The 21,208-nt window shown below is 47.8% G+C and carries 17 protein-coding genes; 13 read left to right on the forward strand and 4 right to left on the reverse strand.

The features are described from left to right. Positions 1–227: 227 nt before the first annotated feature. The 3 genes from PQG83_RS17310 to PQG83_RS17320 all read right to left on the reverse strand — a co-directional run bounded on the left by PQG83_RS17310 (position 228) and on the right by PQG83_RS17320 (position 3,420). Positions 228–857: an acyloxyacyl hydrolase gene (locus tag PQG83_RS17310; RefSeq protein WP_312743756.1), complete on the reverse strand. Its 630-nt coding sequence runs from the start codon at positions 855–857 to the stop codon at positions 228–230. An 898-nt stretch (positions 858–1,755) separates the two neighbouring features. Beyond that, positions 1,756–1,926, reverse strand: a complete 171-nt coding sequence (locus tag PQG83_RS17315) for a hypothetical protein (protein ID WP_312743758.1) — start codon at positions 1,924–1,926, stop codon at positions 1,756–1,758. 129 nt (positions 1,927–2,055) lie between these two features. Beyond that, entirely contained in the window at positions 2,056–3,420 is a 1,365-nt protein-coding gene (locus tag PQG83_RS17320) for a sodium-dependent transporter (protein WP_312743760.1), read from the reverse strand. A gap of 187 nt (positions 3,421–3,607) precedes the next feature. On the opposite strand from PQG83_RS17320, the gene PQG83_RS17325 reads away from it, so the two are divergent. Together PQG83_RS17325 and PQG83_RS17330 are read left to right on the forward strand one after the other, a co-directional pair. Beyond that, positions 3,608–5,098 carry an FAD-dependent thymidylate synthase gene (locus PQG83_RS17325; protein ID WP_312743762.1) on the forward strand — a complete coding sequence of 497 codons (1,491 nt, stop codon included), beginning with the start codon at positions 3,608–3,610 and terminating at the stop codon, positions 5,096–5,098. Between the two features lie 43 nt (positions 5,099–5,141). Further along, entirely contained in the window at positions 5,142–6,161 is a 1,020-nt protein-coding gene (locus PQG83_RS17330; RefSeq protein WP_312743765.1) for a tetratricopeptide repeat protein, read from the forward strand. 57 nt (positions 6,162–6,218) lie between these two features. On the opposite strand, the gene PQG83_RS17335 is transcribed toward PQG83_RS17330, so the two are convergent. Then, the gene (locus tag PQG83_RS17335) at positions 6,219–6,497 is read right to left on the reverse strand and encodes a hypothetical protein (RefSeq protein ID WP_312743768.1); all 279 of its coding nucleotides are present in this window, start codon (positions 6,495–6,497) and stop codon (positions 6,219–6,221) included. A gap of 204 nt (positions 6,498–6,701) precedes the next feature. On the opposite strand from PQG83_RS17335, the gene serC reads away from it, so the two are divergent. The 11 genes from serC (at position 6,702) to PQG83_RS17390 (ending at position 21,105) form a co-directional block, all read left to right on the forward strand. Continuing rightward, positions 6,702–7,784, forward strand: coding sequence for a 3-phosphoserine/phosphohydroxythreonine transaminase (gene serC, locus PQG83_RS17340; RefSeq protein ID WP_312743771.1), 1,083 nt, complete (start codon positions 6,702–6,704; stop codon positions 7,782–7,784). A gap of 158 nt (positions 7,785–7,942) precedes the next feature. Next, positions 7,943–9,526 (forward strand): phosphoglycerate dehydrogenase, encoded by a 1,584-nt coding sequence (gene serA / locus PQG83_RS17345; RefSeq protein ID WP_312743773.1) that lies wholly within the window; start codon positions 7,943–7,945, stop codon positions 9,524–9,526. 71 nt (positions 9,527–9,597) lie between these two features. Then, positions 9,598–10,923, forward strand: a complete 1,326-nt coding sequence (gene hisZ, locus PQG83_RS17350; protein WP_312743776.1) for an ATP phosphoribosyltransferase regulatory subunit — start codon at positions 9,598–9,600, stop codon at positions 10,921–10,923. Beyond that, entirely contained in the window at positions 10,910–12,265 is a 1,356-nt protein-coding gene (dnaB, locus tag PQG83_RS17355) for a replicative DNA helicase (protein ID WP_312646074.1), read from the forward strand. The genes hisZ and dnaB overlap by 14 nt, the downstream gene beginning before the upstream one ends. Positions 12,266–12,451: 186 nt before the next feature. After that, on the forward strand, positions 12,452–14,101 hold the full coding sequence (locus PQG83_RS17360) for a tetratricopeptide repeat protein (RefSeq protein ID WP_312743778.1): 1,650 nt from the start codon (positions 12,452–12,454) through the stop codon (positions 14,099–14,101). A 399-nt stretch (positions 14,102–14,500) separates the two neighbouring features. Beyond that, positions 14,501–14,947 carry a type IV pilin protein gene (locus tag PQG83_RS17365; protein WP_312743780.1) on the forward strand — a complete coding sequence of 149 codons (447 nt, stop codon included), beginning with the start codon at positions 14,501–14,503 and terminating at the stop codon, positions 14,945–14,947. 108 nt (positions 14,948–15,055) lie between these two features. Further along, positions 15,056–16,363 carry a nucleotide sugar dehydrogenase gene (locus PQG83_RS17370; RefSeq protein ID WP_312743782.1) on the forward strand — a complete coding sequence of 436 codons (1,308 nt, stop codon included), beginning with the start codon at positions 15,056–15,058 and terminating at the stop codon, positions 16,361–16,363. A gap of 166 nt (positions 16,364–16,529) precedes the next feature. Then, the gene (shc, locus tag PQG83_RS17375) at positions 16,530–18,698 is read left to right on the forward strand and encodes a squalene--hopene cyclase (protein WP_312743784.1); all 2,169 of its coding nucleotides are present in this window, start codon (positions 16,530–16,532) and stop codon (positions 18,696–18,698) included. A gap of 81 nt (positions 18,699–18,779) precedes the next feature. Then, positions 18,780–19,565, forward strand: a complete 786-nt coding sequence (locus PQG83_RS17380) for a phosphorylase family protein (RefSeq protein WP_312743786.1) — start codon at positions 18,780–18,782, stop codon at positions 19,563–19,565. Next, positions 19,562–20,329 carry an MlaE family ABC transporter permease gene (locus PQG83_RS17385; RefSeq protein WP_312646081.1) on the forward strand — a complete coding sequence of 256 codons (768 nt, stop codon included), beginning with the start codon at positions 19,562–19,564 and terminating at the stop codon, positions 20,327–20,329. Before PQG83_RS17380 ends, PQG83_RS17385 begins: the two co-directional genes overlap by 4 nt. An 8-nt stretch (positions 20,330–20,337) precedes the next feature. Continuing rightward, the gene (locus tag PQG83_RS17390; RefSeq protein ID WP_312743790.1) at positions 20,338–21,105 is read left to right on the forward strand and encodes an ABC transporter ATP-binding protein; all 768 of its coding nucleotides are present in this window, start codon (positions 20,338–20,340) and stop codon (positions 21,103–21,105) included. The last annotated feature ends 103 nt before the right edge of the window (positions 21,106–21,208 follow it).

The raw sequence follows: 21,208 nt of genomic DNA on the forward strand, positions 1-21,208 counted from the left end.
CCGTGTTTATTCAAATCCTCTTTGGGGGGAGAGAATCATCATGTGGCGTGTTTCCCGTCTAAGACGTTGATTCCCCTATCCCCGGGTTGCCCTCCCTTTCGTGTGTTCAAAAATATTCTGGATAGCTCTAGAGACGACAATCACGGGCAGGGTGAAGACCGATTGTTTCAGAGCGTGGGCACGCGCAGGCGAGTACCAAGAGTTGCGGATTCTCGAATCACAATATCTCACGGGGAAAAAAAGGATATGCCGACATTGAAGAGACAGCCGTTCAACCCAATATTCCGTTCGCCAATTCCTGCGTTGGAAATATGATGGAAGCGAATACCGAGGGTCACCGCCGTGTTCTCTGTCACAAAATAGGAGACACCCGGCCCCGTTTGAAGGACGAAATTAAATTGCGTGCTTTGTTCGGGAATCCGGGGTCCCAGGTCTGTCCACAACATGCCTGCTCCACCATCCCAAAATGGCATCCACCGTCCAAAGTTAAGGAAGTTATATTTCACCATTAACGAGCCTCCGAACGCTGAGGCGCTAAACGGTTGGTAATAGTGCGCAGCCAACGGTTCAATTAACACTTCGATGTTCCCGGAGGTCCAACCTGAGCTAATTTCATCCGTCAACACCAGGCCCAATTGAGGTAGGAAATAAACGGCGCTACGATTAGCTGACGGTTCATTTCCAAAGGCATTATTTCCTTGCCAATACCCGGTGAGAAATCCGAATTCGAGAGTGCCCTTGGTCACACGATTTCTGGCGTCAAAATCCACCCCCCACGCCGTTCCAACCAAAAAGAGCATGAACAGCACGCCAGTCATTTCGATGATGAATTGTTCCCTTTTGAATCCCTTTAACATTAAAATTCCTTTTTTTGTCTTCAGAACATCCCGATGAGTTAGTCAGAGAATTTGCAAGTTAAGCCTCATTCAGCTTCCGTTTTCGCCAACTCTCTCATGAGCATTTCATGAAATTCCAATATTGAGCAGGAATTTCCCATAATTGGAACCAACAATTCAATGAACTTTTTATTCTAAAGGGTTACAATCATTAGATTATTGAGGTCAAAAAAATGGAATCTTCACCTTTATCTTTGAACATGCCATCCAAGAAACCTGTGAAAGATCCTCTTGCGCGACTGTCTTTGGCCGTCCGCGAGTTAGATAAACTCATCAACCGGGCCAATCAACTGGCTCATCTTTCAGAACAAGCCCTCCCCATGGATCACTCAACCCAGTCTGACCAGTGTCCTTCACCTCAAAAGACCTGACTCTAATCCTTTTAGTCAGAGCTATTTTCCTCAATCTGCATAAAATCCTTTCCGTTCCCCCACCAAAGAGAATTCCCGTTTTTTTAGTGATCAAGCTGTGAAAGTTTCTAACAAAAAATCTATGCAACTCACTAACAAGTGATTGTGCGGACAAAGAGTAAGCCATGCTTTAGATGGATTCCAAAGGCTTGTGAATCTTGGGGTGCTTAGAGTTAGGTAAACTCAGAGGGGAGTTTTCCCGGGTTGCCGAATAGATGTTTGGGCCACGGCTGCAGACAGGGATTCGACCAGGCTTCACTCCGGGTGGATGGTTCGTTTTCTGATACTAAATCGCGTTTTTCATTTAATGGGATGAATGACAGAGTTGAACGATGCTTGCTAAAGATTCACCTAAATTAACAGACAAGAAGTATGGAGGGATTAATGGGTGATCGATGCTGTCCCTTGGCTTAAAATTCCGGTGGCCATAGCCACCGTTCAGATTGAGACTACTTGTGGTTGGCGTGCAGGGCTTTGGCTTCCAATGAAAGCGATACTGTGTCTTGGGTGGAAGACGGTGACGGGTTTCCTTGGGATTGGGGAACGACGGCTGCTTGGATGAGCGGAAGCGAAGCTTGGGTAAGAAAGTTGGCGGCCGCTAATGCAGAAAATTCACTCATGAGGCATCTCCTTTCCTGAAGGTCTTATCGGTTTAGTTTCCGGGATTCTTGATCCATATTCGCCGGAAAAATCAGGACGTCTGTCTCATGCGTGCGGGAAAGATTTAGGGAAAGTTGCCGTCCTGCAGGCTATAGAATGCCGATCGCGTTGAGGAGGACAATAAACACAGCAACCGGGGCGATGTAACGTACGAGAGCCTGCCAGGCAAGGTAGAGGGTAGGGTTATGTATGTTGAGTTCGGATTTAGTGCTTTCGGCCTTCATGAGCCACCCGGCAAAGAGAGCAATGAGAATCCCACCCAGGGGGAGCATGAGATTGGATGTCACAAAATCTAACAGATCAAAAAAGGATAGACCGAAAAACTTGATTTCTGCCCACCAGTTGAATGACCAGACTGTTCCGAGGCCAATCAGCCAGGTGGTTACCCCTGAATACAGAGAAGCCTTGATTCGTGAGAATCCAAAAGTTTCAATGAGCCAGGTGACCAGGGGTTCGATCAAAGAAATCGACGAGGTCCAAGCGGCTACAAGCAAGAGAATGAAAAAGAGCGAGCCGAAGGCGAGGCCGCCGGGCATGTTGCCGAACGCGACGGGCAGTGTTTGAAAAATGAGACCTGGTCCGGAGCCTGGTTCCATATTGTTTGCAAAGACGATTGGAAAAATGGCCATGCCGGCTAATAAGGCAACAAGGGTGTCAGCTAGGCCAATGATAATTGAGGTGGAGGCGATTGACGTGTCTTTGGGAACATACGAGCCGTAGATCATGATGGTGCCCATGCCAAGACTGAGGCTAAAGAAGGCTTGCCCCATGGCTGTGAGCATGCTCGCGCCTGTCAATTTACTGAAGTCCGGCGTAAAGAGAAATTCCAGACCTTTTCCAAAAAAACCCGTGGTCATGCTGTAGGCGACCATAAGCAGCAAAAGCAGGAAAAGAGTCGGCATAAGAAATTGTATTGCTCTTTCCAATCCTCCTTTGACTCCCCCTGCCACGACGGTCATGGTCAGGGTCATAAATACCGTGTGCCAAAAGAAGAGCGTGGTTCCGCTCCCTATAAAATTGTTAAAGGTGTCTGCAGCAAATTGGCCCGAGGTTCCGCTGAAAGTCCCCGCACCTGATTTGAAAATATAGGCCAGTGTCCAGCCGCCAATGACACTGTAGTAGGAAAGGATCAACATGCCCGCCAAAGTGCCTGACCAGCCAACAATTTGCCACCATTGGGTGGTGTTGGTTTCTTCCGCCAGCACTTGCATGGAACGAATTGGGGTGGAACGTCCTCTTCGGCCCAACAAAATTTCGGCCATCATTAAGGGGATCCCCAGGGCTGCCACGCAGAGGATATACACCAGAACAAACGCACTACCTCCATTTTCTCCCGTGAGGTAGGGGAATTTCCAAATATTGCCCAACCCCACGGCCGCACCGGTGGCCGCAAGGATGAAGGTCCATCGGGAGGACCATTGGCCATGCATGGATTGTCGATCGGAAATATTCATCGAGGATTGGATTTCTACCTGGAGATCCGGTGGAGTGTAGTGGAGGTGCCAGGCACTTTCAAGGTCTTTTGAGCATACCTGGCGGAGAGATAATGCCTGACTTGAGATGTCACTCCTGTCTGACTATAGTGTTGTCTTCTCTGTTTCGATGGTGTTTTCTTCGGGATAAGTTGAAAGGATTGAATCGATGAGCGACGAGCAACGAAATCGGAAAGTGATTGCTCTGGCCCCCATGCCGCCGGAAAAATCTGCCTATGCCCTGGCTCGATATAGTCGTTCACCGGATTCTATTGAGGAGAGTCTGCGATGGGTCCATTCCCATTCTTCCGAAAAGTTTTGGGAACAGTTTTATTTTGCCTATGGGCACGGGTCAATTGCCGATCTTGGGCATGCAACGGTGTGTTTCGAACATATATCTGAACTGGCGGCTATTCGTCTTGAGGATGAACCTCTGTGGGATGGGCAAGCCAAATCCAGCCGCTATCAAAACTTTGCGGCAGCCGGCTGTTACGTGCCTGGCGAGATCGCTAATACGGAAATCGAAGGGGAATATCGCGGTATCCTTGGCAGCCTCTATAATATTTATCGGTTGCTGAAAGATCCGATCCAAACCTATTTGGGGAAGCGGTATCCCAGGCCGGAGAGTATGAAACCCGCAGATTACGATCGAACCATCGGTGCTCGAACCTATGATGTCATTCGCTATCTGCTTCCACTGGCGGCCATGACGAATGTGGGGCAGGTGGTCAGTATTCGCACATTGGAAAAGCAAATTACGCGGTTGCTGTCTGCTCAATTGCCGGAATTGAAGGGGATTGGAGAAGATCTGAAGAATGCGTGTGCCAAGTCACCCTCAACGGTGTGGGCCGAGTTGCAGCAAGAAGAGACCAAAGGGTTAGAGCCCTTGGCGCCGACCTTAGCCCGGTATGCGGGGGCAAACGAATATCAAGGTTCGGTATATAAGGACGTGCTTCGCCAGGTGAAGGGGCGACTCAAACAGGCCAGCTATGATGATCCGCAATCCTGGAAAGGGAGGGATCAGCCGGTTGATTTGCTGGAACCGCATGCGCCGTTGGATGAATTAGTGACGACGCTGGTATATCGAGTGAGCCATGCCCCGTACCGGTTCCTCCTTGAGTGGGTACAACAGTGGTCGGAAAAAGAGAAACAGGAAGTCGTCGATGCCGCGCTACGCGGTCGTGGTCCTCATGACGATTTGATAAAGGAATTCCGCTCCGGGTATGCCTTTATCTTTGACATTCTGATGGATATCGGTGGGTGGCGGGATATGCACCGGCACCGGCGTTGTCAGCAGATTCAGCAAAATTTTACCACGATTCATGGGTACGAGGTGCCGTCTGTTTTGTCGGAGGCAGGGGTGGAGAGAGAATATCGGCAAGCCATGGATGCCGTGCGACTGGATATAGAGCGGTTGCGTGTCAGCAATCAGGAGGCGGCTCTCTATGCCATTCCATTTGGGTTTCGTGTTCGGTGTTTGTTTAAAATGGATTTTGCTGAGGTTGAGTACATTGCCAAATTGCGGTCTGGAGTAAAGGGCCATTGGTCGTATCGAACAGTGGCCTGGGTTATGAAGCAAAAGATGCTTGAGCGACATCCGTATCTAGGAAGTCTCATGGAGGCCACGTCGCCGGATATTGAAGATTCGCTGACGCGTTAGCGAATGAATAAGCATGATTGAACTCGATTAAAAGGATGTGGGCATGAGTGTAGATTATGAGCATGTAATTAATGACGCCATTTGCCAGGGAGAATGGGATGTGGTCTACGCAAAGGCGCGACAGTGGTCTGAACAGGCTGACTGCGGGCCTTTGCCCTATTTCGCGCTGAATGTCGTGTGCATGTTGCGTGGGGATTTTGCTGAAGCGTGGAAGATCTATCCTCGGGCTTTTGGTGAAGAGGCCGATGTGCAACTGCTTCAGGAGTGGATGGCGCGCTTGCGGGTTCAGGGATCGGATGCGCCGGATTTTTTGTTATTTGAAGGAGTGTTTTATACACAATCCGGACGGATGGAGGAGGCGGTGGCCAGTTATGAACAAGTAGGAGCGTTGGCTCCTCACTCTCCCTATCCATACTTTTTCCTGGCGCAAATTTATCAGGCCAAGGATCGTATCGATCAGGCCGTTAAAGCCTACCGCGAAGCCATTAAGCGGGACCCCTCTTATGTGGCAGCTCGCCTTAAACTCGGGGTGGCCTATCAGGATCAAGGACAGTTGGAAATGGCCATTCCACAATATCGGGAAGTCCTGAAGCTCCGTCCTGATGATGCCTTTGGGCATACCAATCTAGCCTGTGCCTTAGCGGAACAAGGTAAAATTGAGCCGGCGATTGAAGAATATAAAAAGGCGTTGCAGATTGATCCTCATGATGCTGAAGTGTATTTCGCCCTGGGAGGTCTTTATGAAAACAAGGGGAGACTGGATTTAGCGAAACGACAGTACGAAGAAGCCCTTCGGCTGGAACCAAACTTTGCTCCGGCCGCGACCGCGATTGGCTGGTTTTTATATGATAAGGGGCAAGACGATTTTGCCATGGATTATTTTAGCCGAGCGCTCAAAGCCAACCCTGATGATGCCCAAGCGACATTCGGGGTTGGCCGGATCTATGAAGAAAAGCGTAAGCCGGAGTTGGCGGTGCAGCATTATCAGCGGGCACTGTCTTTAGAAAAAGACCCGGACAAGAAGATGCGCATTCTCAATTTTATGGATAAATTGCTTGGATAGATTAGATAGCAGTAGGGAGCGGACGGGCATCAGGCATTCTTCGAAAGCGGTGTGAAGTTATTCCTTCCGAAAGAATTCTTGAATGGCTGATATTTGAGGATTAAGGTCTCCGGTGTTTCGTACTTCCCGGCGTATCTGCTCTTGCAAGTAGGATGAGTATCCCACCTTGTTGAGGAAAAGCGCGAAAAATTGATCAGGTGGAAGCGCAGTCTGGTTTCGCAATTCCTCAACAATGTCATCACTGATGGGGATCAAAGTACTCCCGATGTGGAGAATGACTTTATAGTAATTCCCGTCCCCCCGTTGTTCCAATCTCAGACCTGTTTGTGTTCCCAAGTTGTGCTCCAACCTTCTTGAAAATCTATGAAAGCCTTCTCCAATCGCGGGTCATTGTAGGGTATCCAAAATTGGAATAACAAGGTTCCGTCCTCTTCTTGACTGGTCTAGGACCCTGTGCTAGCGTAACCTCTTTTTCACACTGGTGAGATTTGTAATTCAATAGGTATGACGCCAGTTTAGGGATGGAGGACAAGTCAGATAATGCCGCGGTTATATAACTTTAGTGCGGGTCCGGCGATCTTGCCGGAAGAAGTGTTAAAACAGGCTCAGACCGAATTGCCGGATTGGCGTGGCTCTGGTGCATCAATCATGGAGATGAGCCATCGTGGGAAAGAGTTTGTCTCGGTGGCTGCAGAAGCCGAGCAAGATGTTCGCGATTTATTGGGAGTCCCTGCTAATTATAAAGTGCTTTTTTTGCAAGGCGGGGCGTCCACGCAATTTGCCACGATTCCCATGAATATTTTGCGTGGGAAAAGTAAAGCTGATTACATTTTAACCGGTGCGTGGGGCAAAAAAGCCGTAAGCGATGCAAAAAAATATTGTGGTGTCAATGTTGCGGCATCTTCCGAAAGCGATAAATTTACGAGTATTCCACCATTTGAAGGTTGGGCATTAAGTCAGGATGCCGCCTATGTGCATTACACGCCCAATGAGACGATCGGTGGGGTGGAATTTCACTGGGTCCCAGATACCGGCGAGGTGCCGTTAGTTGCCGATTTTTCATCCACTATACTATCGCGTCCCATTGATGTCAGTCGGTTCGGAATCATTTATGCTGGCGCACAAAAAAATATCGGCCCAGCCGGCTTGACATTAGTGATTGTGCGGGACGACCTCATTGGAAATGCGTTGCCAATTACCCCAAGCGTGTACGATTATGCCAAACAAGCAGAAGCGGATTCTATGTTGAATACACCGCCAACTTATGCCGTGTATATTGCCGGTTTGGTGTTTAAATGGTTAAAAAAACAAGGTGGGCTTTCGGCGATGAGTGCCATTAATCAACGGAAGGCCGATAAACTCTACGCAGCAATTGATGGGTCAAGATTTTACCGAAATCCCGTGGAAAAGGCCTCTCGGTCCTGGATGAACGTCCCCTTCGTATTGGCCAAACCGGATTTGGATAAGGATTTCCTTGCAGGAGCGACAGAGGCAGGATTAACAACACTTGAAGGCCATCGTTCTGTTGGCGGAATGCGCGCCAGTATTTATAACGCGATGCCTGAAGCTGGCGTTGATGCGTTAATTGACTTTATGGCGGACTTTGAGAAACGCAAAGCCTAACGTCGCCTTGGGAATCTGATTACGAATGACCTGCCAAGTTACAAGATAAAGATAATAATACGAATATATTTGCGACAACCTTGCGTGTGGATGAGGCAAGACTGCTCAAGATTTCCCTGTAAGAACTAAAGTGGGGCCTCCCCTATATTGGAGATACTATGAATATATTAGTGAGTGACAGCCTTTCCCCTAAAGGAGTTGAAGTCCTAGAGCGGGCCGGATTTTCTGTGGATGTGAAAACCAAGCTCACGAAAGAGGAATTGCTTCAAGAAATTCCCAAATATGAAGGGTTGGTTGTTCGGTCTGCAACCAAAGTCACGAAAGACGTGATTGAGGCAGGTAGTCGTCTTCGTATTGTGGGGCGTGCCGGAACCGGTTTGGATAATGTTGACAGCGAGGCGGCAACCCGGCGCGGTATTGTGGTCATGAATACTCCAGGTGGAAATACGATTACCACTGCAGAGCACACCATGTCGATGATTGCGTCGATGAGTCGAAAGATCCCACAGGCGACCATGTCCATGAAGGCAGGTAAGTGGGAAAAAACCCGGTTCATGGGAACAGAACTTTATAATAAAACTTTGGGGTTGGTAGGGTTAGGACAGATTGGGTCGTACGTTGCAAAATTGGCCCAGGGATGGTCCATGAATGTCATTGGCTATGATCCCTATCTGGCCGTGGAGCGGGCCAAACAAATGGGGATTGAAGTGGTGGACTTAAATGAATTGTTCCATCGTTCTGATGTGATTTCGGTTCATACGCCCTTGACCAATGAAACGAGAGGCCTCATTAACACCGAGACCCTAGCAAAGATGAAAGATGGAGTCATGATCGTAAATTGTGCCAGAGGCGGTATCATCAATGAACTGGATTTATGCGAAGCATTGAAATCCCAGAAAGTTGCCGCCGCGGCCTTTGATGTGTTTGAAAATGAGCCAGTGGATCCCAAGCATCCTCTCATGGATCTTGATAACTTTATCTGCACGCCTCATATAGGTGCTTCTACCGAAGAAGCTCAAGAGAATGTGGCAGTTGGCATTGCTGAACAATTCGTTGATTATTTCAAGCGAGGCATTGCCAGAGGGGCTGTGAATGTTCCCTCTGTGGCACCTGAAGTGCTTCCCCAACTGCAGCCCTATTTGGTCCTGGCCGAACGTATGGGTCGATTTCAGGCTCAATTATTAGATGGAGGGATTAAATCCGTTACCGTTGAATATTTTGGTGAGGTGGCTCAACTCACCGTGGCACCCGTGACCGTTGCTGTGTTAAAGGGCCTTCTCTCTCCTATTTTGGAAGATGTCATCAACTACGTGAATGCCCCTATCGTGGCAAAAGAACGTGGTATTGAAGTTAAGGAAGTGAAAAGTAGTGATGCCGGAGACTTCTCCAGTTTAATCCGGATCAAAGTCGAAGCCGGTTCGCATACCTATTCTCTGGGTGGAACTCTTTTTCATCGTCAGGAACCGCGTTTTGTCGAAATAAACCAATTTCAGGTTGAGGTGGTCTCGGAAGGGCAAATGATTTTGATCGATAACGTGGATCGCCCTGGGGTGATTGGTATGGTTGGTCAGATTTTAGGCCAGCATGATGTCAACATTGCCAGGATGCAATGCGCCAGAGTCGAGCGTGGTGCATCAGCACTGCTGATTATTGGTCTGGATGCCCCGCTTGCTTCCGTCGTGTTGGATCTTCTCAAAAAAGAGAAAGATATTCTGTCCGTTCGCATGGTTGATCTCAGCTAGCTTGACGGCTTCTTTCTGCAGACTATCTTGGCCAAACATTTCGAGTTGGCAGGTTCGCTTCCATTCGCCTCATGAAACCACTCCGCTCGCTTATCCCCATTGGTACAGCTACATTACTTCCTCATACGGCGCAAAGCGTCCGGTGGTTGGAAGATCAATTGTTGGCGCATTGTTCGACCTGGGGCTATCAGGAAATCATTCTTCCTACCTTTGAGTATCTTGATGTATTAGCCGTGGGCTTGGCTCCTGAGATCCTGGAGAAATGCTATAAATTTGCGGATTGGGGGTCAGGCCGAATTCTGGTCTTGCGACCAGATGCGACCGCTCAGATTGCCCGGATGGTGGCCATGGGCCTCGGAGGAGATGCTCTTCCCTTGCGGTTTTCCTATCGGACCACGGTTTTTCGGTATGAACCGGAACATCGTGGACGGGACCGGGAAGTATTTCAGGTCGGATTTGAACTGCTTGGCAAGGATACGTCTCAAAGTGATGCCGAAGTCGTGACTTTATTGGCGGGGCTTTTGGAACGGATTGGATTGCCAGAATGGAAAATTTCTCTTGGTCATGTCGGATTTTTTAAAGCGTTGTTGGCCCAATCCGGTTTATCTCTTAGTGGGCGAAAGCAGGCAGAAATCGCGGCAGCCCATAAAGATATTCCTCAGCTGGAAAAAATTTTAGAGACTGAACGGTTATCTCGTTCTAAGGTAAAGGACATATTGCAGGTGCCCGAACGGTACGGCCGGGACGAAGTGCTGGAATGGGGAATGCGAATCGCCGGGAAGGATAAGCAATTGCTTAAGCCCTTACAACGTCTGACGCAGGTGTATCGTCAATTGATCGCAAACGGCGTGCAAGATCATATTCTTTTAGACCTTGGTGAATTTCGCGGGTTTGACTATTACGATGGTGTCGTATTTGATGTCTTTACCTCTACGTTCGGCAGTGAAATCGGTGGAGGAGGACGTTACAATCATTTGGTTGGGCGGTTTGGCCGGGACCTGTCTGCCATTGGATTAGGGCTGGATTTGGACCGCGTGTTTTCCGCCTTGGAGCGGGGAGGAAAGGTGGGCGGCAATGGATTGAAGCCTGTCAGAATTTTTACTTCTCCTCATCAGTCTGAGGCATCCTTCGCTCTTGCTCAGCGTTTACGGGGGGCTGGAATTTGTGTGATTGAAGAAATGATAGAAGGTTCTCCAAAATCGGCCTTGAGTTGGGTTACCACAGTTGCTCGGCGTCGAGGGGTGCCGTGTGCAATGATTTTTGAAGAAAAGACTTCCACTCCGCAATCGGTGCTCTTGTTAGAATTCACTTCTTATTCTCAAAAACCCCGGCAAACCAGGATGCTAGTTCAAGAACTTCCTCAACGATTACAAGCATTCAACCATGGCAATATCTGAAGCACCAGAGATCCGGGTTCCTCCCCAAAATCTCGAAGCGGAACAATCCGTTCTTGGCGCCATTCTTCTTGATAATGCGGCGCTTAATCGAGCGATGGAAATTTTGTCGGAGGATGACTTTTATCGAACGGGAAACCGGATCGTGTATCGTGGCATGGTGGCATTATCCGAGCGGAATCAACCTGTTGATCAAATTACGCTGACAGACTATTTGCGAGGGACCGGCGAACTCGACCAGATCGGAGGCGCTTCGTATATTGCAGAAATTGTACAGGTGGTTCCCAGTGCCGCCAATATCCGGTATCACAGTAATATTGTTCGAGATAAATCCCTGCTTCGTGGCCTTGTTCAAACCGCCACCGAGGTGGCCATGCGAGGCTATGAGGGGACGACGGGGACGAATGAACTCCTTGAATTTGCCGAACGGGAAATTTTTCGATTAGCCCAGGGGCATTTGGGAGGAACTTTTGCGCCTGTCAGTAGTATCATTAAGGATAGTGTTGAGATTGTTGACCGGTTGTATAGCCGAAAAGAACGGATCACCGGAGTGCCCACCGGGTTTTCGGACTTGGATAATATGCTGGCTGGGCTTCAACCATCGGATTTAATTATTGTGGCGGGCAGGCCGAGTATGGGGAAGACCAGCTTGGCCTTGGGGATGGTCGAATATGCTTCACTTCGATCCAATGCCGTAGTCGGAATCTTTAGCTTAGAAATGTCTCGTGCGCAGCTGGTTTTGCGTATGCTGAGTTCCCAGGCGCTGTTAGACTCTCATGCTCTCCGGACCGGGCAATTAACGAAACATGATTGGGTAGCCTTAACTGAGGCGGCGAGTCGGCTGGAGCAGGCCAGGATTTTCATAGACGATTCTGGAAATTTGACTCTTCAGCAAATGCGCGGGAAAGCTCGACGGTTGAAAGCCGAACATGGGTTGGACCTTCTGGTAGTCGATTATTTGCAATTGATGGAAGGGCGTGGAGATTCAGAATCTCGCCAACAAGAAATTTCGGATATTTCCCGGGCCTTAAAAGGATTGGCAAAAGAATTGAATATTCCTGTGATTGCCCTTTCTCAGTTAAGCCGGGCGGTGGAAAATCGAAAACCGCCCATCCCCGTGCTGGCTGATTTGCGCGAGTCGGGTGCGATTGAGCAAGATGCCGATGTGGTAATGTTTATCTATCGCGAGGAGGTCTATGAGCCTGATACTGAGCAGAAAGGCATTGCGCAAATCCTAGTGAGAAAACATCGGAATGGACCCATTGGAGAAGTGGATCTGCAATTTCATGACCGGTATGCCAAATTTAATAACTTAACGAGAGAGAGACAGGCTGGTATAGTATAAAGAATTATTGTTGAGGGACGGTATATGAATTCTACAAGGGTGCAAGCTATGGCGAAGAAGGTTAGGGCAGGAGAGACATTCCCAATGTGGTTGGGGCGTCTGAGAACTCTTTTGTGGGGAATTCCACTTCTGGTGGTCTCCTGTGGGACAGCTCCCCCTCCCACTTTGAATGGACAGGAAGCGTCCATGGTAACGCGGGAAACTGTCCATCCTCAGGCCTACTATCACTTCCTTCGAGGTTCCCTTGCCGAGTTGAATAACAATGCCACAACAGCTTTAGAGGAATATCAGGCAGGTTTGGCATTTGACGCGGATTCGAAGTTTTTAAAATTTCGGCTTGCCAAACTGCATTTCTCTATGTCGCATTTGACTAAAGCCGTGGACCTAGCAAGACAAATCCCTGTGTCGGAAATTTCTCAGGCGGCAATGTTTTTCGATTTGGCGAAAATTTTTGCCGGGGGAGGGGATACCGGGCGAGCTGTGGAAATTTTGGCTGAAGGGGAACGACATTTTCCTCAGGATGAACGAATATACATTTCTCATGGGACTCTTCTGTTGAATATCAAAGAGCTTCAAATGGCTGAAGATGTATTCCATGATTTATTAGTTCATGTCCCTGGCTCCGCTGAAGCCCATTATTATTTGGGGGTGATTGCTTTGGAGGCGAAAACGAAACAGGAAGCCAAGGACCATTTTCAGGATGCCATTGCTCTTCATCCTACCTTTGAAAGGGCGTACCTGAAGTTAGTGGCCATTTCCGAAGAAGCAGAGGAGCCTCAGGAGGCTATCGATCTTTTGGAACGCTACTTGATTGAGGTCAATCCGCATCATCGGGAATTCCGGTTGCGTGTTATCCGGCTGTATATTGGCCAACATAACACGGACAAGGCTTTGAACCATTTGGATTATTTTCTCCAGCAAAATCCAGATGATTTGCATGCGCAGATTCTCAAGGCTCAAATTTATGGTGAAATGGGGAATTTTCCGGCTGCAATCGAGCAGTTAAACGCCATCTTGCGCGTGAGACCTAACGAATTGCGCGTTCGTGACTTTCTGGGATTGTTATATGAGGAAATGAAAGATTATGACCGCGCGATTCAGGCCTATCGAACGAATGTCCAAATGGACGACACTTTTTTTGATAGTATTCTGCATTTAGGCTTCGTGTCCTATCGGTTAAAACGCAACCAGGAAGCTCTCTCATATTTGGATCAGGCCGTTAGCCTCAATCCTAAGCGGCCAGAGCCATATTTATTGTTGGGGCTGACCCATTTTCAAATGGAAGAATATCACAAGGCCAAAGCCAGATTAGAGGAGGGTATTCACCATGACCCCTCAAATGCCGAACTCCATTTTAATTTAGGCACGGTCTATGACAAATTAGACCATTTCGATAAAGTGGTCCGGGAAATGGAACAGGCTTTGGAGTTGGATCCGGAACATGCGGATGCCTTGAATTATTTGGGGTATAGCTATGCCGATCGCGGCATCAAGGGGGAGCAGGCCTTGTCCCTTACGCAACGTGCCGTTGCCTTAAAACCGAATAATGGGTATTACGTGGACAGTTTAGCTTGGGCACTCTATAAGCTGGGACGTATTGAAGAAGCACTGGAAACGATTCAACGAGCGGTCTCTTTAGTGTCCGATGATCCTGTTATTTATGAACATTTGGGGGATATTTTCTTAAAGCAAGATGAGCGAAATAAGGCACGAGAGGCTTGGCTTCATTCACTGCAACTCGATTCAACAAATAAGTTGCTGGGCAAGCGGTTTCGTGAGGCCGGTTTTGGGGAACCGATTCCCACCCTTTCCCATCAGTCTACCCTGACCCCCTAGGTTCCCACCATTTTAGATATTTCGCTGTGATTTACTCAATAAATTTTTCAAGTGATACCTCCAGTTTATTTTAAAAGGTGATATGAGCCTTCTTGATAGGTTCCGTGACTGAGTCATTTTCAGCCGCTGATTCTTAAGACTTGCTTTCTTTCTGGCGAATAAATAGTCACACCTGTTTGTATTTGCCTTGCATGAAGATGTGGCCCTCCATTTTTTGTGTCCCTGACATGGTCCGTTATATGAATTTTTGTGACGTTTAATGCCGTTTCATTGCCGTCTTTTAGGCCGTGTTAATTTTCATTGGAGCCCTGGCTACTTGAGAAAACCAGGTGTACCATCATCCGAGGGTGAGATATATAACAATCTGTTGGAGATAGTTCTCCATGGAGGATTCGTAGGATGCTGACTCAAATCAATGAACAAAAGGGTTTCAGTTTAACGGAGCTGATGATTGTGGTGGCAATTATTGGAATATTGGCGACTATAGCCATTCCAAATTTTTTGCGTTACCAAGCCAAGGCCAAGCAAACGGAGGCCAAAAGCAATTTGGTGGCAATCCATACCGCAGAAATTGCCTATTTTGCTGAAAATAATGGGTATATAGACGATTTTAATGCAATTGGATTTGGCATGAGTGGGTCTTCGCAGCGATATTTTTATAAAATCGGCAATGCCAATCTTGGAACTTTACCTCCCGGGTGTACCGACCCGAATTTGGATTCTGTGAGTGCATTAGGCTTTACGGCGGTTGCCATTGGAAACATTGATGGAGATGCAACCTGCGACGTGTGGACCATTAATGAGGGAAAGGTCATCACGAATGTGACGAATGATGTGTCTTCCTAGATTTGTTGTGTCAGAGCGCAATGCATTCAACGGGAACCAACTCAAGAAAAGTTGATTTTCCCCGAACATAAACTGAATCGGTTAACGTGACCTCAAGAGGGGGCAACAGTGGACATACTTGAAAAAATAAAAAATCGGTCAGCCAATGTTGGAGTGATTGGATTGGGTTATGTGGGGCTTCCCTTAGCCGTTCTTCAAGCCAAAGCGGGTTTCCATGTATTTGGAGTGGATGAAGTGGTAGCCAAGGTTGAAATGGTAAACCAAGGGCGTAATTATATTTTAGATGTGGTGGATTCTGAGTTACGAGAAGTCGTAGAGCAAAAAAAATTACAGGCGACAACTGATTTTTCCGTGTTGCGGCAGTGCGATGTCATACTTATTTGTGTGCCGACTCCACTGACCAAAAATAAAGAACCGGATATCTCGGCAATTGTGAAAGTTCTTGGGCATCTTGCCGATTATTCACATCCGAATATGCTCGTTGTATTAGAAAGTACAACCTATCCAGGCACAACCGAGGAAGTCATTTTACCTGCCCTGACAGCAAAGGGCTTAACGGCTGGAAAAGATCTCTTTGTCGCATTTTCCCCAGAACGGGTTGACCCAGGAAATGCTGAGTTTAAAACTCATAACACCTTTAAGTTGGTGGGTGGTGTTACAAAAGTGTGCGGGGAAGTTGCCAAAGCCTTTTATGAACAATCCATCGTGAAAATCTTCCCTCTCAGCTCTCCACGTGTTGCGGAAATGGCGAAGGTCTTTGAAAATGTTTTTCGCTCAGTGAATATTGCATTAGTGAATGAGCTGACTTTGTTGTGTGACCGGATGAATATTAATGTTTATGAAGTGATTGATGCGGCAGCCACAAAGAACTTTGGCTTCATGGCTTTTTATCCTGGCCCTGGTGTGGGTGGACATTGCATTCCGCTGGATCCATATTATTTAGCGTGGAAGTCAAAAGAATATGATGTCCATACCAGGTTCATTGAACTGGCTGGGGAGATCAACGAAAATATGCCCTATTTCGTCATGAATAAAGTTCAGCGGATTTTAAATCAACGAGGTAAATGTTTAAAAGATTCAATCATTTTAGTATTGGGAGTAACTTATAAAGCCGACATTGAAGACCCACGTGAATCGCCTGCCACCAAAGTCATGGAACTATTGCAACATGAAGGAGCAACGCTGCAATATTCAGACCCCTTTACTCCTTCCCTTATTATTCAAGGAAAGGAATATAAATCTCAACAGATTAATCCTGAATTGTTAAAGCGCAGTGCGTGCGCCCTGATTTTGACTGCGCATTCTGCTTTTGATTACCAGTTGATCGTTGAGCACGCTCCCGTGGTATTTGATACCCGGAACGGAACTCGTCAGGTGAAGCATCACCGTGATCGTATTGTGTTGCTTTCAACCTAAGGAGCGTTTCAGTAGAAAAACACATTCGGCTTGACAGTCTAACGGTATTTAGTTATAAAGCCCTGTTTAAACAGGGCTTTTTTGTGTCTTGTGAATCTCTCATTTGTTGGCAGCACTCCCCCAAAATTGCATTATTAAAAAGTTGAATCGCTGAAAGAACTACCGCATGAAGTTGCTCAAGCAATTCTTAGTACGGTTATCGGGGAATATCTTTGAGACCCTGACTCCAAAGTTAGGACCTTATCGTGTAAAGCAAAAGCCACCGCCCCTCAAGCTGGTTTCCCATAACCCTCATCCTGAGGTTTCTCAGGATCGTACCCTCCAACGAACAGCCAATCTTGGCCATATGAGTGCTCTGGAATCAGCTCTTCAAAAAGGGGAAGACTGGTTACTGAACATGCAGGATCCTGAACAGGGATTTTGGGTTGAAGAGTTGGAAGCGGATACGACCTTGACCTCTGAATATGTGATGCTTCGACGGTTTCTGGATGTGATTGATCTGGATAGAGAGCGGAAAGTCACTCGGTATTTGCTTCATACTCAGCTCGAGGATGGGGGTTGGCCGATTTTTTTCGGAGGGCCTGCAGATATCAGTGCATCAGTAAAGGCCTATTTTGCGCTCAAACTGGCCGGGTTTTCTCCTGATGAGCCTGTGATGCAGCGTGCGAGAAGTTTCATTCTCGGCAAGGGTGGTGTCGTTCAGGCCAATGTCTTCACCAAAATTACCTTAGCATTATTCGGGCAATATGATTGGCGCGGGATACCATGTATGCCTCCAGAAATATTCTTAGCCCCTCGATGGTTTTATTTTAATTTATATGCCGTTTCATATTGGTCCCGTGCAGTCATTATCCCGCTTTTAATTATTTTTGCCCATCGACCCATGTGCACCATCTCCAAGGAACAAGGGATTGATGAACTGTTTCTTCAGCCTCGTCAAGAGGTGGACTATGCTCAAGTGCCACCGTTGCACAGGGATTCCACCCTCATAAGCTGGCGGAATTTTTTTGTTTGGGTCGATGGGCTGCTCCGTTTATATGAGGCTTATCCCATAAAGGCCCTCCGGAAAAAAGCTTTGAGTAGCGCACAGTCTTGGGTGCTTGAACATATGGATGGGGAAGGAGGATTGGGAGCCATTTATCCGGCAATGGCCTATTCGGTTTTTGCCCTTCGAGCTTTGGGATACTCTACCGATCATCCGTTGGTTCAAAAAGCATTGAGGGAAATAGAAGCACTTGAAATTTACTCGAATCCTGGAAATACCTCAACGCCCACTATGCTGCATTTACAGCCTTGTCATTCTCCAGTTTGGGATACAGCCTTAACGATGAATGCGCTGATCGAACGGGGCCTTGCGCTGGACCATTCGTCATTGCAACGTGCGGATGCCTGGTTGCGATCCCGTCAGTGTCAAAAAGTGGGAGATTGGGCGGTGTCGGCTCCAAAAGCTCGGTCTGGTGGATGGGCCTTCCAATTTGAAAATGAATGGTACCCCGATGTCGATGATACCGCGGCTGTGGTGACGGGGTTGGCCAAGATCAATCCTGCCGACGTGTTCGGTTCAGATGAGGCCCTTGAACGAGGTTTACAATGGGCTTTGGCGTTGCAGGGGTCGGATGGTGGTTGGGGGGCATATGATAAGGATAACAATAAATTAATTTTCAATAAGATTCCCTTTGCGGATCATCAGGCTCTTTTAGACCCCAGTACGGCCGATTTAACCGGTCGATGCTTGGAAATGTTAGGAACGTTAGGGTATGACCAGTCTCACCCTGCCGTGAGCCCCGCAATTGGGTTCTTACGCCAGGAGCAAGAGCCAAACGGAAGTTGGTATGGCCGATGGGGGGTCAATTATATTTATGGGACCTGGTGTGTCCTTTCAGGTCTTCGTGCAATAGGCATTGATATGACCGTGCCGTGGATCCAGCAGGCGGTGATTTGGCTAGAGTCCGTTCAGAACTCTGATGGGGGTTGGGGGGAATCCTGTGATTCCTACGCTGATGTGGAGAAGGCCGGGCGAGGAGAAAGTGCGGCGTCTCAAACGGCCTGGGCGCTCATGGCCCTCCTTCAAGCTGGAGAATCGGACTCCATTAGTGTTGTCCGGGGAGTCAACTGGCTCATTCGCCATCAACGTGAGAATGGAGTTTGGGATGAGCCGTTTCATACGGGTACCGGGTTCCCCAGAGTCTTTTATTTACGGTATCATGGGTATTTTAAGTATTTTCCCATCTGGGCCCTGAGTATGTACCGGAATGTAAAAATAACCGGGGAAGCAAGGGCCGATCAATTACGAAAGGCCGCACAAGTGGCCAGACGCCAGAGTAAGCTTGTGTAATTTCGGTCCTGACTGCCTGCCTTTTGCATATTTCCCACTCCCCGATGATGGCAGGAGCCTCCTCTGATCAGAATCGTCATATTGACTGCAACCCATCTAGAGTTTAACGCTGTTGGCCGGACTCTTCCCTGTGTGGACTCTGTCAATCGCCATGGGTATGCCGGCCTAGAGAGTCAAGGCGCTTCAATCCATGTCTTGTTAGTGAAGACGGGAATAGGTCCAGGAAATGCTGAAAGGGTTACCCGGCAAATTTTAGAGAGCGAAGCATGGGATGTCGTCATTTCTACCGGTTTTGCCGGCGCTCTCAATTCTTCCCCAATCGGATCGCTGGTGATCGGTCAAGAGGTTCTGTTTGGGGAGACTACAGAGATGGTCTCTGATTCTAATCTGCCACGAATTGTGTGTCATCCGGAGTGGGTCAAGGCGGCATTAAGGGTCCCATTGATGGATGGGTGCCATCTTCAAGCTGGACGGTTTGTCACGACGGATCGAGTGCTCACACAGACTTCACAAAAACGTATTCTGGGGGAACGGACCGGAGCGATGGCTGTAGATATGGAGAGTGGAGCTATAGGCGAAGTGGCGAAGCAGTACGGTTTCCCTTTTCTGATTATTCGTGCGATTTCTGATGGTATTAACGAGGATTTACCGGTAGACTTCAATATGTTTCTTAAGCCATTTGGGTGGGTTGGTGGTATAGGACAGGTCCTATCCTCACCTCGATGTTGGAAGGGATTTATTCGTTTGTACCGGCATTCGAGGCAGGCCGGAATCCAACTTTCTGGTTTTTTTGAAAATTTTTTCCCGACTGTTTCGGCACAAACTTTCTCCATGGCCATTAATAAATCTGGCGCGGAAATTCCATGATATTATTGCAACAAATTGGGAAACGGACTCTATTCTTAATAGAAGAAATGGGGGCCATGTTTGTGTTTTTGATACGGACGTTTGGATGGTTGTTCCGACCACCGGTGAGAATCGCTCAAATTATCAAGCAAATGCATTTTGTGGGGTTCAAGTCTTCTTTTGTTGTGATTCTGACGGCGTTATTTACCGGGATGGTGCTAGCGCTTCAAGGGTACTATTCCCTGAGGAAGTTTGGGTCTGAAGGTTTGCTGGGGTCTGCGGTAGCAATAAGCATGATCCGTGAGCTAGGTCCGGTATTAGCGTCATTGATGGTGACGGCTCGCGCGGGATCAGCCATGACCGCAGAAATAGGGATAATGCGTATTACCGAGCAAATTGACGCATTGGAGACCATGGCGATCAATTCTTTGCAGTATTTGATTACTCCCAAGGTGGTTGCGTCGCTTATTTCGGTACCCTTGTTGGTTGCTATGTTTGACGTGGTGGGAATTTGGGGGGGGTATCTGGTTGGGGTCAAGTTGCTTGGAGTCAGTGGGGGATCCTATTGGAGTTCAATCGAATCAGCGGTGGAATGGAAAGATGTTTATGGGGGGATCTTAAAGTCGATTAGTTTTGGCCTGATTATCAGCTGGGTCTGCTGCTATAAAGGGTATTACACGAGAATGAGTGCCGAGGGTCTAGGAAAAGCTACCACTGAATCTGTGGTCTTGGCGGCAGTTCTCATTTTGGTGTGGGACTATTTTTTAACCTCCGTCCTTATGTAACGTTACGCATGTCTACGAGTCTACCGATGGTCATAAAGCTGGAAGGGGTGGAAAAGACCTTAGGGGGACAGGCTGTGCTCAAAGGGGTCACTCTCGATATTCCTAAAGGTAAAATTACGACGATTATCGGTCCGAGCGGTGAGGGCAAAAGTGTGATGCTTAAGCACATCATTGGATTGATTCGCCCGGATCGAGGCCGAGTCATTATTGATGGAACGGACCTCACGCAAATTAATGACCAAGAATTGAATGACATACGCAAAAAGTTTGCTATGTTGTTTCAATCGGCTGCCTTGTTTGATTCTATGAATGTATTTGATAATGTCGCTTTTCCCTTACGAGAAAAACGCATGATGACTGAACAGGAAATTTGTCGATGGGTACCAGAGATGTTGGAGAGGGTAGGGTTGGACAAGATGGGCCATAAATTTCCTGCAGAACTGAGCGGAGGAATGAAGAAACGTGCAGGATTGGCCCGGGCACTGGTAATGGGGCCGGAGATTATTTTGTTTGATGAACCGACGACGGGGTTGGACCCGTTGATGGCCCATGCCATCCATGACCTCATTTTGGCTATGCATAAAACCTTTGGATTTACCGGTGTGATGGTGAGTCATGAAATTCCAGAGATCTTCCCTATCTCTGATTGGGTTGCTATGTTAAAAAATGGGAAGATTATTGCTATGTGTCCTTCAGATGAATTTCAGCAGACTGCCGATCCTGTGGTGCGTGAGTTTATTTCGGTCAATAATGGCATTCACCTCGCTCAAGTCTAAATCTCCTGGCTCTCGAGTGTGAATTAGGGAGTGAGATGGATTTTAGTGTCACGCTGAACTATATGCATTATCCTTCCTGGGCTTTGCCCCAATAACAATATCA

Origin of the sequence: Candidatus Nitrospira neomarina (assembly GCF_032051675.1) — a bacterium.
GTDB lineage: Bacteria > Nitrospirota > Nitrospiria > Nitrospirales > UBA8639 > Nitrospira_E > Nitrospira_E neomarina.

Excerpts from the sequence above, each read along its gene's own strand:
- PQG83_RS17310 (WP_312743756.1), bottom strand. The coding sequence starts at position 857 with ATGTTAAAGGGATTCAAAAGGGAACAATTCATCATCGAAATGACTGGC.
- PQG83_RS17315 (WP_312743758.1), bottom strand. The coding sequence starts at position 1,926 with ATGAGTGAATTTTCTGCATTAGCGGCCGCCAACTTTCTTACCCAAGCT.
- PQG83_RS17320 (WP_312743760.1), bottom strand. The coding sequence starts at position 3,420 with ATGAATATTTCCGATCGACAATCCATGCATGGCCAATGGTCCTCCCGA.
- PQG83_RS17325 (WP_312743762.1), top strand. The coding sequence starts at position 3,608 with ATGAGCGACGAGCAACGAAATCGGAAAGTGATTGCTCTGGCCCCCATG.
- PQG83_RS17330 (WP_312743765.1), top strand. The coding sequence starts at position 5,142 with ATGAGTGTAGATTATGAGCATGTAATTAATGACGCCATTTGCCAGGGA.
- serC (WP_312743771.1), top strand. The coding sequence starts at position 6,702 with ATGCCGCGGTTATATAACTTTAGTGCGGGTCCGGCGATCTTGCCGGAA.
- serA (WP_312743773.1), top strand. The coding sequence starts at position 7,943 with ATGAATATATTAGTGAGTGACAGCCTTTCCCCTAAAGGAGTTGAAGTC.
- hisZ (WP_312743776.1), top strand. The coding sequence starts at position 9,598 with ATGAAACCACTCCGCTCGCTTATCCCCATTGGTACAGCTACATTACTT.
- dnaB (WP_312646074.1), top strand. The coding sequence starts at position 10,910 with ATGGCAATATCTGAAGCACCAGAGATCCGGGTTCCTCCCCAAAATCTC.
- PQG83_RS17360 (WP_312743778.1), top strand. The coding sequence starts at position 12,452 with ATGGTAACGCGGGAAACTGTCCATCCTCAGGCCTACTATCACTTCCTT.
- PQG83_RS17365 (WP_312743780.1), top strand. The coding sequence starts at position 14,501 with ATGCTGACTCAAATCAATGAACAAAAGGGTTTCAGTTTAACGGAGCTG.
- shc (WP_312743784.1), top strand. The coding sequence starts at position 16,530 with ATGAAGTTGCTCAAGCAATTCTTAGTACGGTTATCGGGGAATATCTTT.
- PQG83_RS17385 (WP_312646081.1), top strand. The coding sequence starts at position 19,562 with ATGATATTATTGCAACAAATTGGGAAACGGACTCTATTCTTAATAGAA.
- PQG83_RS17390 (WP_312743790.1), top strand. The coding sequence starts at position 20,338 with ATGTCTACGAGTCTACCGATGGTCATAAAGCTGGAAGGGGTGGAAAAG.